Source organism: Streptomyces sp. TLI_105 (genome assembly GCF_900105415.1).
GTDB lineage: Bacteria > Actinomycetota > Actinomycetes > Streptomycetales > Streptomycetaceae > Streptomyces.
The window spans coordinates 4,262,132-4,277,933 of record NZ_FNSM01000001.1 but is presented as its reverse complement, the minus strand read 5'-3'; the positions used below and the strand labels follow the sequence as shown (position 1 = coordinate 4,277,933).

Below are 15,802 nucleotides of genomic sequence, written 5' to 3'. Positions count from 1 at the left end.
CCCGATGGCCGTACGCCGCCGCTCCGCGCGCCCGGCGCGACCGGAGCGCCACGCGCCCGACTTCGACCCGGACTTCGGGGACCGGGCGCTGACCGAGGCGCGCCACGACATCGTCATCGGCCGCTGGCAGGGCGTACGGGACCTGCTCGCCGCCACCGGTACGGACTGGGCCCGCCGCACCCACCGGCTGCGGCTCCTCTCGCACGCCGCCGCCGGCAGCTCCACCGTCGAGACCTGGCGGGCCGCCGAGCCCGGCAACCCCGACGCCTCCGTGCTGCGGGCCGCGACCGAGGTGGTGCGGGTCTTCGACGCGGCCATCGCGGCCGGCCGGGGCGCCACCATCGAACGGGGCCGGATCGACGCCGCCGTCGACGCCTGCCGGAGCGCGGCCGAGGCCGCGCCGGCCGACCCGATGCCCTGGGTGTCCCTGCTCTCGGTGGCCCGGCTGTACGAGGGCGGGGTGCCGCGCCGCGAACTGCGCCACTGGTTCGACGAGTTGCGGCGCCGCGACCCGTACAACACCGAGGGCCACATCCAGGTGCTCCGCTACTGGTCGGCGCGGTGGCACGGCACGCACGGCAGCATGTACGACTTCGCCCGCGACGCGGCGGGCGTGGCACCGCCCGGTTCGCCGCTGCCGGTCCTGGTGCAGGTGGCCCGGGTCGAGGAGTACCGGTACATCGCGGACGGGGCGCTCGGCCGGGGGCCGGTGCGCGGCTTCGACCAGCACTGGAAGCACGAACTGGCGGTGACCGAGCTGCGCCGCACCCACGCGCGCTGGATCGGCGGCCGGGACCCGGAGCGCCCGGTGGCACCGGAAGAGGTCGGCGACCTCAACTTCCTCGCGCACGCGGCCTGTTACGCCGGCCAGGTGGAGATCGCCCGGGAGCTGATGGGTCTCCTCGGCAGGCGGGCGGCGTGGGTGCCGTGGTCGTACACGGGCGACCCGGAGGAACAGTTCACCCGGTTCAGGGAGGGCCTGGGAGTGGGGTGACCCCCTCCCAGGCCCCGGGGACTTCCTAGACGCCGATGTCGCGGCCGTCCGTGCGCCAGACGGAGACGACCGCCGGGCGGACGATCTTGCCGGGGCCGTCGGGCCAGACGGAGGCGGGCTTCTCGACGGAGGCGCCGTCGACCTCGCCCGGGTGCTGCACGGAGACGAGGACGCGGCGGTCCTGGACGAGCGGGCCGCAGGTCTCGGCGCCGGTCGGCACGGTCAGGAACTGCTTGAGCTCACCGCGCCGCTCGCCGCGCGTGGCGACGCCGAACAGACCGTCGTGCGAGCCGAGCTGGTTGCCGTCGGTGGAGATCCACAGGTTGCCGTGCGGGTCGAAGGCGACGTTGTCCGGGCAGGAGATCGGGGAGACCTTCTCCTTGGGGAAGCCGGCGAAGTAGGTGGCCGGGTCGGTGGGGTCTCCGGCGACGAGGAACAGCCGCCAGGCGAAGCCGTCGCTCGACGGGTCGTCCCAGTGCTCGGAGAGCTCCAGGATGTGGCCGTGCTTGTTGGCGTTGCGCGGGTTGACCTCGTCGGCGGGGGCGTTGCCCGTGGTGCCGCGCTTGGTGTTGTTGGTCAGCGCCACGTACACGCGACCGGAGCGCGGGGAGGGCTCGACGTCCTCGGGACGGTCCATCTTCGTCGCGCCGACCTTGTCACCGGCGAGACGGGTGAAGACGTACACCTCCTCGGCGGTCATGCCGGGGACGTGCGAGACGGCACCGTCGGGACCGGCCGTGGCCAGCGGGATCCACACGCCGGAACCGTCGAACTCGCCGTCGGAGGGCAGCTTGCCGGTGCCGTCGATCTCGGCGGCGGGCGAGTCGCCGGTGAACCTGGCGACGTACAGGGTGCCCTCGTCGAGAAGGGTGAGGTTGTGCTCGTGGGCGGCGCGGGAGGACCCCTTCTTCATCCGCTTCGACGAGACGAACTTGTAGAGGTAGTCGAACCGCTCGTCGTCGCCCATGTAGACGACCGGACGGCCGTCCTCGGTGAGCCGGGGCTGCGCGGCCTCGTGCTTGAAGCGGCCGAGCGCGGTGCGCTTGCGGGGCGTGGACTCGGGGTCGTACGGGTCGAGCTCGACGACCCAGCCGAAGCGGTGCACCTCGTTGGGCTCCTGCTTGAGGTCGAAGCGCTTGTCGAAGCGCTCCCACTTCCGCTCGGAGGCCCCGGTGCCGACGCCGTACCGCTTGTCCGTGGCGCTCGACCCGTTGGCGAAGTACTGGTTGATGTTCTCCTCGCCGTGGAGCGTGGTGCCCCACGGGGTGGTGCCGCCGGAGCAGTTGTTGAGCGTGCCGAGGACGGTGCGGCCGTCCGGGTCGGCGGAGGTCCTGACGAGGTCGCCGCCGGCCGCCGGACCGGTGAGCTCGAACTCGCTGGTGGCGGTCAGACGCCGGTTGAGCCGGTGCCGGGTGACGGCGGTGAGCTTGCCGGTGCGGTGCTCCTCCTGGACCACGACGACACCGAGGCCGTGCGCGGCCCAGGCGATCTCGACCTGCTCGCGGGTCGGGTTCTCGGGGTCGTACCCCCGGAACATCAGCACCTCGTCGGTGTACTCGTGGTTGGCGACGAGGACCTGGCGGTGCGGCTCGTGGCGCAGCGGCAGGAGGGAGAGGAAGTCGTTGTTGTAACCGAACTGGCCGGCCTGGGCGGCGGCGGTCTGGTTCTCGGAGTCGAAGGCGGGCGCGCCGCGGAGGATGGGCTCGCCCCAGCGGATGACCACGTTCTGCTCGTACCCGGAGGGGACGGTGACCTGGTCGGCGGTGTTGGGCGCGACGGGCGCGAAGCGCAGGCCGCGGGCGCCGTCGACCGGCTTCTGCGGCCGGGCGGCGGCCTCCTGGGCGACGGCCTCCGGGGCGTTCCCGACGGCCAAGGCCCCGCCGACGGCGGAGGCGACGGTCACGACGGCGGCGGCACGGAGCGCGGAACGGCGGGAGAGCGCGCCGGCTATGACGTCGCCGACGTACTCGTTGTCGCTGGTGTTGGGCACCTCGTGGAAGCAGGCGTCACCGCAGCGGAACCGGCAGGTGAGGGCGGAACGTCCGCCTCCGTGCGGGTTCGTGCTCAGCAGCGGCAGCAGTTTGCGCACTTCGTCCTCCTCCGGCGCAGACCGCGCCGACATGGTGTCGGGATTGCTTCGGCGGCGACGCTATGTGCGTAGATCTGCACAGGGGCGGCGTCGGAGTGAACGGCGCATGAACGCACGCGAACCGGCGGCGACCGGGGCGCCGGAGGCGGGAGGGGCGGCCGCTAACCTTACGTATCCGCCCTGGCCAGGGATGAACGTCCCGAAACGCCCAGTACGGACATTCACACTGCACCCCCACTCATGCGAAAGGGTTCGCCCATGGGTATTCGGAGCATGCTGCGCAAGGTGTTCGGCCGGGACCGCGAGGAGTCCCCGGCAACCTCCGTCCCGTCCCAGACGCGTGAGACCCCGGAAACCCGGGAGACCCCGGAGGCGGTGGCGGCCGTGGAGGCCGCGAAGCCCGGGGAGACCGCGGGGGCCGGGGAGACCGCGGGGGCTGGAGAGACTGCGGGGGCCGTGGAGACCACGGAGGCTGTGAAGCCTGCGGAGGCTGCGGAGCTTACGGAGGCCGTGGAGCTTCGGGAGGCCCCGGAGACGGCGGCCCGCCGAGCGGCGGACGACCTGGTGGCGGCGGCCTTCGACAACCCGCAGATCCCGAAGGCGCGGGCGGCTGACGCCGGGGAGACGGGGAAGACGACTGCGGCTTCCGAGCCGAACGCTGCCGCGGAGGCGGACGAGGCTGCGGAGCCGGCGACCGAGGCTTCCGCGGCTGTGGAACCGGACGCCGAGGAGTCGACCGAGGCTTCCGCGGCTGTGGAACCGGACGCCGAGGAGTCGACCGAGGCTTCCGCGGCTGCGGAGCCGGACGCCGAGGAGTCGGCCGAGGCCGAGGCTGTGGTGGACGCGGCGGCGCCGGACGCCGAGGAGTCGACCGCTGTCACGGCGGATGCGACGCCGGAGACGGCGGAGACGGCGGAGCCGGAGGCGGCCGTCGCTGCCGAGCCGCAGGAGGCGGACCCCGCCGCCGAAGCGGTGGAGCCGGAGGCGGACGTTGCCGACGAGCCGCAGGCCGAGGTCGAGGCCCCGGCGGAGCCGGAGGCGGCCGTCGTCACGGACGAGCCCACCGCCCCGGCCGAGCCGGAGGCTCAGGACGTCGAGGTCGCGACCGACGAGGCCCCGGCCGAGGCGGAAGCGACTGTCGTCGCGGACGACACCGACCCGGCGGAGCCGGAGGCGGAGGAGCCGCAGGCCGGAGCCACCGCTCCGACGGAGCCGGAGGCGACCGTCGCGGACGAGCCGCAGGCCGAGGCCGACGCTCAGCCGGAGGCGGACGCCGCCGACGAGCCGCAGGCCGAGGCCGACACCTCGGCGGAGCCGGAGGCCGCCGAGGTCACGGACGAGCCCGCCGTCCCGGCCGAGCCGGTCGTCGTCGCGACGGTCGAGCCGGAGGCTCAGGACGTCGAGGTCGCGGCCGACGAGGCCCAGGGCGAGCCGGCCGAAGAAGCCCAGGCCCAGGCCACGACCTCCGCCCCCGCCCTCCCCCTCGCCGCCGTCAAGGCCGCCGCCCCGCACCTCGTGGACGCGTACAAGGCCGCCGGGGCGCAGCTCAAGAAGCAGGGGCTCGCAGGGGCGCGGGCGGCCGTGTACCTCGTGGTGGACCGGTCGGGTTCGATGCGCGGGTACTTCAAGGACGGTTCCGTGCAGCGGCTCGCCGAGCAGGTCACCGCGCTCGCGGCGCACCTGGACGAGGACGCCACGGTGACGACCGTGTTCTTCTCGACGGACATCGACGGCACGGTCGTCCTGACCCCCGCCGACCTCACCCCCACCCGGATCGAGGAGGTCAACGGCACCCTCGGCCGCCTGGGTCGTACCAACTACCACCGCGCCGTGGAGGAGGTCCTCGCCCACCACGAGAAGGCGGACCCGGCCCGCCCGGCCCTGGTGGTGTTCCAGACGGACGGCGCCCCGGAGTCGAAGACGGCGGCGACGCAGGCCCTCGCCGAGGCGACGGAAAGGCCTCTGAACTGGCGGTTCGTGGTCTGGGGCGAGGAGGACAACAAGGCCTTCGACTTCCTCCGGAAGCTCGACGGCACTCCCCGCACGGCGACGTACTTCGCGGGCGCGACCCCCGTGGAGACGGCGCACGCGGCGTTCTACCGGGGCCTGCTCACCGGCCTGGAGCTCTAGGCACGAGAGGTACGAGAGGTACGAGAGGTACGAGAGGCGGTGACGGTGACCGGCAGGGTCACCGTCACCACCAGCCCGCCGCCCTCCCCGGCGGACCGCGCCACGGCCCGTACGGCCCCGCCGTGCGCGACGGCGATCGACCGCACGATGGAGAGCCCGAGCCCCGCGCCGGGCCCCGTCCGGTCCCGCCCCTCCCCCCGCCGGAAGGGTTCGAAGAGCCCGTCGACGTCCCCGGCGGGGACGACCGGCCCGGTGTTGACGACGGTGAGGACCCCGTCCTCGGCCCGTACGTCGACCCGGCCGCCCGGCACGTTGTAGGCGAGGGCGTTCGCGACGAGGTTCCGTACGAGCTGCGCGAGCAGCACCCGGCTCCCCCGTACGACACCGCCGTCGGCGACCACGCACGCGTCCGGGTGCTCCTCCCGGACGACGTCCCCGAGCCGCACGTCCTCCCGCTCGGCGAGCCCGGCGAGCCCCCGCTCGCTGCGCGCGAGGAGCAGCAGCCCGTCGATGAGGCGCTCGCTGCGCCGGTTGGCGTCGAGGAGGACCTGCCGGACGTCGCAGTCGTCGTCGAGTCCGATCTGGATCGCGGCGCGCTGGGTGGCGAGCGGGGTCCGCAGTTCGTGGGAGGCGTTGGCGATGAACCGGCGCTGACTGTCGAAGGCGGTCTCCAGGCGTCCGAGCAGCGCGTCGATCGTGTCGCCGAGTTCCTTGAGCTCGTCGTCGGGTCCGCGCACGGCCAGCCGGTCGCCGAGGTTCCGCTCGGAGAGCCGCCGGGCGCGGGCGGTCATCTCGTGGACGGGCCGCAGGACGCGCCCGGCGGTCCACCAGCCGACGACGACGGCGCCGCAGGCCACGACGAGCAGGGCCAGGGAGGACCACATGAGCATCTGCTCGCCGGCGGCCCGGCTGACGTCGTCGCCGATCCGGTACGCCTCGGCGAAGGCGACGTCGCCGTCCGCCCGCGCGACGATCGCGTCGGCGTCGGCGTCCGTACCGGCCCTGACCAGCAGGTTCACGAGGAGCAGCAGAACGGCTCCGAGGACGAGGAAGACGCCTCCGTAGACGAGGGCGATGCGGGTACGGATGGTGGACCCGGCGCCGAGGAGCCCGGGGCGGCTCACAGTGCGTACCCCACGCCCTGCACCGTCCGGATGAGGCCCGGCTCGCCCAGCTTGGCCCGCAGCTTGCTCATGCAGACCCGTACGGCCCCGGTGAAGGGGTCGGCGTGGGCGTCCCAGGCGCGTTCGAGGAGCTCCTCGGCGGAGACGACGGCGCCGTCGGCCTCCAGGAGGAGCTGGAGGACGGAGAACTCCTTGGGGGAGAGGTCGAGGTCCCGCCCGTCGCGGACGGCGGTCCGCCGGACGGTGTCCACGAGCAGGCCGTCGCGTGCGAGGAGGGGCTGGAGGGCGGGGCGGGCGGAGCGGCGCCGGAGGGCGCGGACGCGGGAGACGAGCTCGGGGAAGTCGAAGGGCTTGCCGAGGTAGTCGTCGGCGCCGAGGTCGAGGCCGTCGACGCGGTCCTCGACGGCGGAGGAGGCGGTGAGCATGAGGATCCGGGTGGGGGACCCGGCGGCGACGAGCCGCCGGGCCACGTCGTCGCCGTGGACGCGGGGCAGATCACGGTCGAGGACGAGCACGTCGTACGGGCTGAGGACGTCGTACGGGCTGCCGGCACCGTCGTACCGACTAGCGGCGCCGCACGACCCGGCGGCTCCGCACGAACCGACGGCTCCGCACGAACCGACGCCGCCGTACGAACCGGCACCGTCGCACGGCCCGGCGGCGCCGTCCGAGGGCAGTCCGAGCGCCTCCAGGGCGTCGTCCCCGGCGTGGACGGTGTCGACGGCGAAGCCGGCCCGCCGGAGGCCGGTGGCGAGGAGCGCGGCGAGGTCGAGCTCGTCCTCGGCTACGAGTACACGCATGTCGCACATACTCCCCCGTCCTCCCCCCGCTTATCGATGTGAGTGGATCTTCGTACGACGGTTAGGATTTCGACCATGGCGGCCACTGGATCCGAGAAGCAGGGGGCGAAGGCGTACTACGTCACGACCCCCATCTACTACGTCAACGACGCTCCTCACCTGGGCCACGCCTACACGACCGTCGCAGGCGACGTGCTCACGCGCTGGCACCGTCAGCGCGGCGAGAAGGTGTGGTTCCTCACCGGCACGGACGAGCACGGTCAGAAGATCATGCGCACGGCCGAGGCGAACAACGTCACGCCCCAGGCCTGGTGCGACAAGCTCGTCGAGGAGGCGTGGAAGCCCCTCTGGGAGCACCTGAACATCGCGAACGACGACTTCATCCGCACCACGCAGAAGCGTCACACGGACCGCGTCCAGGAGTTCGTGCAGGACCTGTACGACAAGGACGAGATCTACAAGGGCGGGTACGAAGGCCCGTACTGCGTGGGCTGCGAGGAGTACAAGCTCCCGGGCGACCTCATCGAGGCGGAGGACGGCACCAAGCTGTGCCCGATCCACAAGAAGCCGGTGGAGATCCTCAAGGAGGAGAACTACTTCTTCAAGCTGAGCGAGTACGGCCCGAAGCTGCTGGAGTTCTACGAGGCGAACCCGGGCTTCATCCAGCCGGAGTCGGCCCGCAACGAGGTCGTGAACTTCGTCAAGCAGGGCCTTCAGGACCTCTCGATCTCGCGCTCGACGTTCGACTGGGGCATCCCGATCCCGTGGGACGAGAAGCACGTCATCTACGTGTGGGTCGACGCGCTCCTGAACTACGCGACGGCCGTCGGCTACAACGAGAACCCGGCGAAGTTCGACGAGACGTTCCCGGCGAACGTGCACCTGGTCGGCAAGGACATCCTGCGGTTCCACGCGGTGATCTGGCCGGCGATGCTGATGGCGCAGGGCCTGCCCGTCCCGGGCCGGGTCGCGGCCAACGGCTGGCTGATGGTCGGCGGCGAGAAGATGTCGAAGTCGAACCTGACGGGCATCAAGCCGCAGGACCTGACCTCGCACTTCGGCGTGGACGCGTACCGCTGGTACTTCCTTCGGGCGATCGCCTTCGGCAGCGACGGCTCGTTCTCGTGGGAGGACTTCACCGCCCGCTACACGTCCGAGCTGGCGAACGACTACGGCAACCTCGCGTCCCGCGTGGCGGCGATGGTCGGCAAGTACTTCGGCGGTGAGCTGCCGGCGTCGACGGCCGACGGCGACGCGGAGAAGGCGATCCACGAGGGCCTGGCCAAGGCCGTCGCGACGGCCGACGCGAAGATCGGCGAGGAGCTGGACTTCCAGGCCGGCATCCTGGCGATCTTCGACTTCGTGAAGCAGGTCAACGGCTACATCACGGAGCAGGAGCCGTGGAAGGTCGCGAAGGACGACTCGCCGGAGGGCAAGGCCCGCCTGGCGACGATCCTCTACACGGCCGCCGAGTCCCTCCGCGCCGTCGCCGTCCTCCTCAACCCGATCATGCCGGAGACCTCGCAGGCCCTCTGGGAGTCCCTGGGCGCCGAGGCGTCCCTGGGCGCCCTGGCCGAGCAGCCGGTCCAGTCCTCGGGCATGTGGGGGCAGCTCCCGGCCGGTGCGACGGTGACGAAGGGCGCGGTGCTGTTCCCGCGCCTGGAGGACCCGAAGAAGGACTGAGGTACTGACGTACTGACGTGCTGACGCACGAAGAAGGCCGCCGTCCCGGCATGGATCCGGGGCGGCGGCCTTTCTCGTACGGGGGGTCACCAGGTCAGGACCAGGGCGGCGACGGCGGGAGCCATGTAGACGAGCGGGAAGGGGGCGTGGCCGTAGGCGCGGGCCCGCAGCACGGTGATCACCGCTCCGGTGAAGTACAGGATGAGCCCGATCGCGGCGAGGGTGCCGATGACGGGGACGTAGAACCCGACGACGAGCCCGGCGCCCCCGGCGACCTTGGCGGCCCCCAGCCAGTTCCACCAGGCCCGCGGCACGCCGTACTCGGCCAGCGGCTCGACGACGAACTTGGCCTTGGCGAAGATCGACACCCCGGAGAACCCGGCCATGAACGCGGCGACGGCGGTGACGACGATGGCGGTGGTGGACATCTCGGCGAACATCTCGGCTCCTCAGGTCTTTCCCGTGTCCGCCTCGACCGAGCCGGACACTGCACTGACGGAGCCGGGGCGAGGTGTGTGACGGCCACCGGAAAAATTCTTCGCCGACTCCCCGGAGCCGGTCCCCTCCGGAACTGCGGAGGGTGCCGGCGGAGTCCTGAACCGGGCGAACAGGGATCGCACACACGGCCTGAAATGGACCTCATGTTCGTTGCTCGTGCGAAATGATGCGTGACAGCATGCCGGGGTGAGTGACAACGGGGACGAAGTACCGGGGATTCAGCCGTTTTCGAGGCTGGCGGAGTTGGCGGAAGCGCCGGTCGAGGCGGCACCGACGGATACCGCAGCCGTTCCGGAGGAGCCGCCCGCACATGTCGCTGCGGAGGCAGGGGGGGTTGCAGAGGGGCTGCCCGTACCTGCCGTGTCCGATGACGTGCTCGGGGAGGCACAACGGGAGTTTGCGCAGTTGCTCGGTGAATTCCGGCGCACCGCCGTGCTGGTGCCGTTCGACGAGCAGGACAGTCTGTGGACGGCGGACTTCAACGGGGTGCGGTGGATCTGCGCGTTCTCGGACGAGGACGCGCTGGCGCGGTTCGCGGCGGCACGGGGAGAGTCGGAACGGGAATGGACGTACCGGACGGTCCTGGGCGCGCGGCTCCTTGACGTGATGGTGCCGATGCTGCCCGGTCCGGGTGGGGTCGCGCTGGACGCAGGCAGTACTGACGGGGCGCTCTTTCCGCCGGTGGCGGGGATCGTGCCGGACGCGGTGGCGGTGGATCTCGGGGGAACGGGGACGCGATGAGTGGGGACGAGCCGGATCTGGCGGCGCCGACGGCGGCACTGACGGAGATAGCGAAGGGCATCGACCTGGCGCACGCCGAGCTGAAGGAGCTCGGCATGACCGGACAGGCGGCGACGGGTCGCGGCTTCTCCGACTTGGTCCTGTCCGGGATGGAGTTGGGGCACGGCGGCCTGACGTCGGAGTTCGAGACGTTCTGCAACCGGTGGGAGTGGGGCGTCCGAGCCCTGGCCATGCGGGGCAACGGGTTCGCCCAGGGCGTCGGCCTGTCGGCAGGCTCCTTCGCCGAGCAGGAGCAGTACATCAAGGACTCGATCAAGATCGGGGTCAACTCCCTCAACGGCAACCCGCATCTGTCCGAGGACGAAGTCAAGGGAATGCGCTGGGACGCCATCCGCGACCAGCACATGTGGGACAACGCCGACTGGAGCGGCGACTCGTTCAGCGAGGCCCACGAGGAGGTGAAGCAGACCTGGAAGAACACCGGCTACGACGTCATGGACGCGCAGCTGGACTCCATGGAGCGTTCGGGGCTGCTCGACGCCGCGACGCGTGACCGCATGGACGAGGAGCTCAAGGACGACCTCGACCCGGACGAGGCGACCGTCGAACAGGCCGAGCAGCCGCGCTGGGGGGAGAACCGCTGATGGTGGACTGGGGGGGGTCTGGTCGACAAGGGGATCGACAAGATCGGCGAAGGCATCGACAAGGGCAAGGAGCTCGTCGGTGAAGGCGTCGACTATGTGACCGACAAGACCGGGCAGGCCCTGGACAAGGTCGGGGCACACGACTGGGCGGACGCGGTCGAGGACTGGGGCGACGACACAGCCTCCTCGCTCGGCGCGACGGTCGGGGAACAGCAGCTCGGGCAGACCGAGGAAGCGGACGAGCTGATCCACGGCAAGCCGGAGGAGATCGCCGAGGCGGTGAAGAACCTCCGTGACTTCCAGAAGGCGTTCGACCTGGTCGGCAGCGGGATGCGGAAGCTGGACTCCGGCCACTGGAAGGGCGAGGCGGCCGACACCTTCCGGGAGAAGTTCCAGACGCTGCCGACGGACTGGCTGCATGCCGCCGACGCCATGGAGAGCGCCGCCCAGGCCCTGGAGACTTACTCCAAGGCGGTCGTGAGCGCCCAGGCCAAGGCACGCGAGGCGATAGCGCTCTACAAGGAGGGCGACAAGGACTCCAAGACGGCGGCCGACAGGTACAACCAGAAGGTCGACGCCTACAACGCGGCGCGCAACAGCGACAGTCCGCTACCCGACCCCGGCGAGTTCTCCGATCCCGGCAAGGCCAAGCGGCAGCGCGCCCGGGAGATCCTCAGCGACGCCCGCAAAGGACGCGACGAGGCCGGGGACGCCGCCAAGGCGGCCGTCGGCGCCGCCCTCGCCCACGCGCCGCAGGAGCCGGCGGGCCGCGAGAGGGTCAAGCTGGAGCTGATGGACCACGCCATGGGGCAGGGCTTCGAGCTGGCCCACTTCGGCGGCGGCATCGTCAAGGGCACGGCCGGCCTGCTCAACTTCGTCCGCTCGGTGAACCCGACCGATCCGTACAACCTGACCCACCCGGCGGAGTACTACAAGGGCGTCAACATGACGCTCGCGGGCCTGGTGTCCACGGCGGCGAACCCGGACCGGGCGCTGAAGAACGCCTGGGACGCGGCGAAGGGCGACCCGTCGGAGTTCCTCGGCCGGCTCGTGCCCGAGCTCATCGGCACCAAGGGGGTGGGCGCCCTCCGCAGCGGCCTCCGGGTCGGTCTGAACGGAACCAAGCACTTGCCCGGCGGGAAGAGGCCGCCCGGCAGCCGTGGGGACCATGCGAAGAACCCGGACGGCAACGGCAAGACGACCGACGAGACGGTCTGCAAGAAAGACCCGGTCGACATCGCGACGGGCCGGATGCTGCTCCCCCAGACGGACATCACCCTGCCCGGCTCGCTGCCGGTCGTCTTCCGGCGCACCTTCGACTCCTCTCGCCGCTCGGGCCGCTGGTTCGGACCGGCGTGGTCGTCGACCCTCGATCAACGGCTTGAGATCGACGCGGAGGGCCTGGTCTTCAGCTGCGACGAGGGCAGCCTCCTCGCCTACCCGCACCCGGCCCCCGGCGTCCCGGTCATGCCCACGCACGGCCGGCAGTGGCCGCTGGACAGGGTCGGGGACGGCTACACGATCACCGACCCCGGCACCGGCACGGTTCGGTACTTCGCCGACCACGACGACACGTTCGCCCTGCTTGCCCGGATCGACGACCGCAACGGCCGCTGGATCGCCTTCGAGCACGACGAGACGGGCGCCCCGACCGCAATCGTCCACCACGGCGGCTACCACCTGAAACTCACCACGGACGGGGGCCGCGTGACCGCCCTCCACCTCGCGGGGGCGACACCGGACGGATCCGACCAGGAGATCCTGCGGTACGGCTACACGGACGGCCACCTGACCGAGGTCACCGGTTCCTCGGGCCGCCCGGTCCGCTTCGCGTGCGACGAGCACGGCCGCATCACGTCCTGGACGGACACCAACGGCCACCGCTTCGACTACGTCTACGACGCCCAGGACCGCTGCACGTACCAGTCGGGCGCGGACGGGCACCTCGAATCGACCTTCACCTGGGACGACGTCGACCCGGCCACCGGGCTCCGCGTGACGACCGTCACCGACGGCATGGGCCACACCGAACGCCACCTGATCAACGACCGCTCGCAGGTCGTGGCGGAGATCGACGCCCTGGGCGCGGTCACGCGCTTCGCCCACGACCGGCACAACCGGTTGCTGTCCCACACCGATCCGCTGGGTCACGTCAGCCGCGTCACCTACGACGAGAACGGCCGGGCGACCGAGGTGGAGCGCTCGGACGGACGGAGAGCGCGGGCCGAGTACGACGAGGCCGGGAACCCGGTGCGCGTCATCGGTGCGGACGGCAACGCCGTGCGCCAGAGCTTCGACACGCGCGGCAACCGTACGACGCTCACCGAACCGACGGGAGCGACGACGCACTACGCGTACGACGCGGCGGGACACCTGTGCGCCACGACCGACCCGGCGGGCAACACGTCGACCGTCGTGTGCGACGGGAAGGGGCTCGTCGTCTCGTTCACCGACCCGCTCGGGGCGACCACGCGCTACGCACACGACGCGTTCGGCCGAGTGGTGACCGTGACGGACGAGCTCGGGGCAACCACCGCCTTCGAGTGGACGGTCGAGGGGAGACTCGCACGCCGCCTGGACGCCGACGGCAGCGAACAGCGGTGGACGTACGACGGCGAGGGCAACCTCGTCAGCCACACCGACGCCCTCGGCGGGGTCACCCGGTACACGTACGCGGCCTTCGACCTGCTGACGGGCCGGACCGATCCGGACGGAGCGCAGTACGCGTTCGACTACGACTCGAACCTGCGCCTGACCCGGGTCATCGATCCGCGGGGGCTCGACTGGACCTACACGTACGACCCGGTCGGACGGGTCCTCCACGAGACCGACTTCGACGACCGGGCGCTCTCGTACACGTACGACGCGGCCGGCCGACTCACGTCGCGGACCAACGGACTCGGACAGCGCATCCGGTACGAGCACAACGAACTGGGACAGGTCGTCCTCAAGGACGTCGCCGGCACGGTCACCACCTTCGAGTACGACGTCTTCGACGAGCTGGCCCGGGCGACAGGCGCCGACGCCTCACTCACCCGGATGCGCGACCGCTTCGGACGCCTGGAGTCGGAGACCGTGAATGACCGGACGGTCGCCTTCGCCTACGACGTGCAAGGCCGCCGCACCGGGCGGAAAACCCCCACCGGTGCCGTCAGCACGTGGACGTACGACCGGGCCGGGCGCAGGAACTCGCTCACCACCTCGGGGCGGACGCTCACCTTCGAATACGACGCGGCTGGTCAGGAACTGGCCCGCCACGTCGGGGAGGGCATCACCCTCAGTCACGCCTTCGACGCCATGGGCCGCCTCAAGCACCAGCAGGTCGTCGGAGGAGGCCAGACCCTCCAGCGGCGCGGCTACGCCTATCGCGAGGACGGTGGCCTCGTCGGCGTCGACGATCTGCTCACCGGGCCCCGGCGCTTCGACCTCGACCCGGTCGGACGCGTGACGACGGTCCACGCGGAGAACTGGGTCGAGAAGTACGTCTACGACGCGTCAGGGAACCTGAGCACGGCTTCCTGGCCCCGGTCCCACCCCGGCCAGGAAGCCACCGGCGCTCGCGGCTACTCCGGTACCCGGGTGTCCCGGGCCGGCGGCGTCCACTACGAGTACGACGCACAGGGGCGGACGGTACTGCGCCGGAAGACGCGCCTCTCGCGCAAGGCCGACACATGGCACTACGCATGGGACGCCGAGGACCGGCTCGTGTCGGTGACCACCCCTGACGGAACCGTGTGGCGTTACCTCTACGACGCGTTGGGCCGTCGTGTCGCGAAGCAGCGTCTCGCCGCCGACGGGCACACCACGGTGGAGGAGATCACGTTCACCTGGGACGGCGTCACGCTGTGCGAGGAGACGAGCCTCGGCGCCGACGTTCCCCACACGGTCACCCTCACCTGGGATCACGACGAGTTCCGGCCCCTGGCCCAGACGGAACGCATCTCGGGAAGGGACGCCCCTCAGGAGACGGTCGACGAGCGGTTCTTCGCCATCGTCACCGATCTGGTGGGCAGCCCGACCGAGCTGGTCGAGGAGTCGGGAACGCTCGCATGGCGAAGCCGTCGCACGCTGTGGGGTACGACGACATGGGCCTCGGACAGCACGGCCTACACCCCGCTGCGCTTTCCCGGGCAGTACTTCGATCCCGAAACCCTGCTGCACTACAACTACTTCCGGTACTACGACCCCGAGGTCTCGCACTACGTGAGCCCGGATCCGATCGGACTGGAGGGCGGCCCGAATCCGCGGTGGTACGGGCCCAACCCGTACACGTGGATCGATCCCCTCGGGCTGGCGCTGTGCCGGGCCAAGCCGAGGACGGAGGACGGCAACGCGAAGCAGGGGTGGCGGCACATCGACGAACGCCACATCAGCGGTACGGCCAAGGGCGGACACGGCGACCTCATGCCGCCCACCACGACGCGCGCGCAGGTCGAGGCGGCCGCGGAGAAGATGGTGGAGAAGGGAAACCGGATCTCCGACCCGAACAACCAGTACCAGACCTTCGAGAAGCGCATGACGGTGAACGGCATGCGGGCCAACTACCGTCTGGTCGTGGACTCCACCGACGGAAATCGGATCGTCACCTTCTTCCCCATAGGAAAGAGCTACAGACCGTGATCAAGATGACGTTCACCGTCCGTCCCGACCAGGGTGAACCCAGCGACTTCGACCTCGGGGACATCCTGTGCGAGGGGGAGAGCGGCGCGGCGGGATCGGCGGGGCACGTCCCCGATCAGGGAATGATGATCTACCTTTCGGTGCCCCTTCTCCTGGACTCGCTCCGGCCCCTCCTCGCCGGGGAGAGCAAGACGGCCTCGTTCGTGGGGACCGACTCCTCTTTCCGGCTCGACTTCCGCCGTGACCGGAAGGGGGTCGTCTCGGTCTCCGCGAACGGGACGGTCCTGGGGAAGTGCGGCACCGACGAGCTGGTGGACGCCGTGCTCGCGCCCGCCGTGGAGCTTGAGCGGGAGCTCCTCTCGCACCTTCCGGCCGGGGGCGGCGCGGGCCGTGACCTGGCCTCCTCCCTGGAGAGGTTCCGCGCCGCGTCGACGTGACGGTCGCGGGGAACGGCGAAGGGCCCGGAATCCGTGAGGATT

The 15,802-nt window shown here is 71.1% G+C and carries 11 protein-coding genes; 7 read left to right on the top strand and 4 right to left on the bottom strand.

What is annotated here, in order from left to right; genetic code table 11:
- Nucleotides 1-4: 4 nt before the first annotated feature.
- The gene (locus BLW86_RS19515) at nt 5-994 is read left to right on the top strand and encodes a hypothetical protein (RefSeq protein ID WP_093875218.1); all 990 of its coding nucleotides are present in this window, start codon (nt 5-7) and stop codon (nt 992-994) included.
- Nucleotides 995-1,019: 25 nt separating this feature from the next.
- Here the strand turns inward: BLW86_RS19515 and BLW86_RS19510 are convergent, their stop codons facing one another.
- Entirely contained in the window at nt 1,020-3,083 is a 2,064-nt protein-coding gene (locus BLW86_RS19510) for a PhoX family protein (RefSeq protein WP_093875217.1), read from the bottom strand.
- A 258-nt stretch (nt 3,084-3,341) separates the two neighbouring features.
- Between BLW86_RS19510 and BLW86_RS43205 the strand changes: the two genes are divergently transcribed.
- Entirely contained in the window at nt 3,342-5,213 is a 1,872-nt protein-coding gene (locus BLW86_RS43205) for a VWA domain-containing protein (RefSeq protein ID WP_305632373.1), read from the top strand.
- Here the strand turns inward: BLW86_RS43205 and BLW86_RS19500 are convergent.
- Nucleotides 5,210-6,337, bottom strand: coding sequence for a sensor histidine kinase (locus BLW86_RS19500; protein WP_093875216.1), 1,128 nt, complete (start codon nt 6,335-6,337; stop codon nt 5,210-5,212). The genes BLW86_RS43205 and BLW86_RS19500 overlap by 4 nt on opposite strands.
- Nucleotides 6,334-7,137, bottom strand: a complete 804-nt coding sequence (locus BLW86_RS19495) for a response regulator transcription factor (protein WP_256341355.1) — start codon at nt 7,135-7,137, stop codon at nt 6,334-6,336. The genes BLW86_RS19500 and BLW86_RS19495 overlap by 4 nt, the downstream gene beginning before the upstream one ends.
- 75 nt (nt 7,138-7,212) lie before the next feature.
- Between BLW86_RS19495 and metG the strand changes: the two genes are divergently transcribed.
- Nucleotides 7,213-8,820 (top strand): methionine--tRNA ligase, encoded by a 1,608-nt coding sequence (gene metG / locus BLW86_RS19490; RefSeq protein WP_093875215.1) that lies wholly within the window; start codon nt 7,213-7,215, stop codon nt 8,818-8,820.
- An 86-nt stretch (nt 8,821-8,906) separates the two neighbouring features.
- Here metG and BLW86_RS19485 read toward each other — a convergent pair whose 3' ends face one another.
- Nucleotides 8,907-9,260 carry a DoxX family protein gene (locus BLW86_RS19485; protein ID WP_256341354.1) on the bottom strand — a complete coding sequence of 118 codons (354 nt, stop codon included), beginning with the start codon at nt 9,258-9,260 and terminating at the stop codon, nt 8,907-8,909.
- A 244-nt stretch (nt 9,261-9,504) separates the two neighbouring features.
- On the opposite strand from BLW86_RS19485, the gene BLW86_RS43200 reads away from it, so the two are divergent.
- The 4 genes from BLW86_RS43200 (at nt 9,505) to BLW86_RS19465 (ending at nt 15,760) form a co-directional block, all read left to right on the top strand.
- A complete protein-coding gene (locus tag BLW86_RS43200; RefSeq protein ID WP_256341353.1) occupies nt 9,505-10,059 on the top strand; it encodes an SseB family protein in 555 nt (184 codons plus the stop codon).
- The gene (locus tag BLW86_RS19475; protein WP_093875214.1) at nt 10,056-10,703 is read left to right on the top strand and encodes a hypothetical protein; all 648 of its coding nucleotides are present in this window, start codon (nt 10,056-10,058) and stop codon (nt 10,701-10,703) included. Before BLW86_RS43200 ends, BLW86_RS19475 begins: the two co-directional genes overlap by 4 nt.
- Nucleotides 10,704-10,799: 96 nt before the next feature.
- A complete protein-coding gene (locus tag BLW86_RS19470; RefSeq protein ID WP_371129532.1) occupies nt 10,800-15,323 on the top strand; it encodes a putative T7SS-secreted protein in 4,524 nt (1,507 codons plus the stop codon).
- Nucleotides 15,320-15,760, top strand: coding sequence for a hypothetical protein (locus tag BLW86_RS19465; RefSeq protein WP_093875212.1), 441 nt, complete (start codon nt 15,320-15,322; stop codon nt 15,758-15,760). Before BLW86_RS19470 ends, BLW86_RS19465 begins: the two co-directional genes overlap by 4 nt.
- Nucleotides 15,761-15,802 lie beyond the last annotated feature (42 nt).

Bases quoted from the DNA above. Each gene is read 5' to 3' on its own strand.
- BLW86_RS19475 (WP_093875214.1), top strand. From the start codon at position 10,056: ATGAGTGGGGACGAGCCGGATCTGGCGGCGCCGACGGCGGCACTGACG.
- BLW86_RS19515 (WP_093875218.1), top strand. From the start codon at position 5: ATGGCCGTACGCCGCCGCTCCGCGCGCCCGGCGCGACCGGAGCGCCAC.
- BLW86_RS19485 (WP_256341354.1), bottom strand. From the start codon at position 9,260: ATGTTCGCCGAGATGTCCACCACCGCCATCGTCGTCACCGCCGTCGCC.
- metG (WP_093875215.1), top strand. From the start codon at position 7,213: ATGGCGGCCACTGGATCCGAGAAGCAGGGGGCGAAGGCGTACTACGTC.
- BLW86_RS43205 (WP_305632373.1), top strand. From the start codon at position 3,342: ATGGGTATTCGGAGCATGCTGCGCAAGGTGTTCGGCCGGGACCGCGAG.
- BLW86_RS19495 (WP_256341355.1), bottom strand. From the start codon at position 7,137: ATGCGTGTACTCGTAGCCGAGGACGAGCTCGACCTCGCCGCGCTCCTC.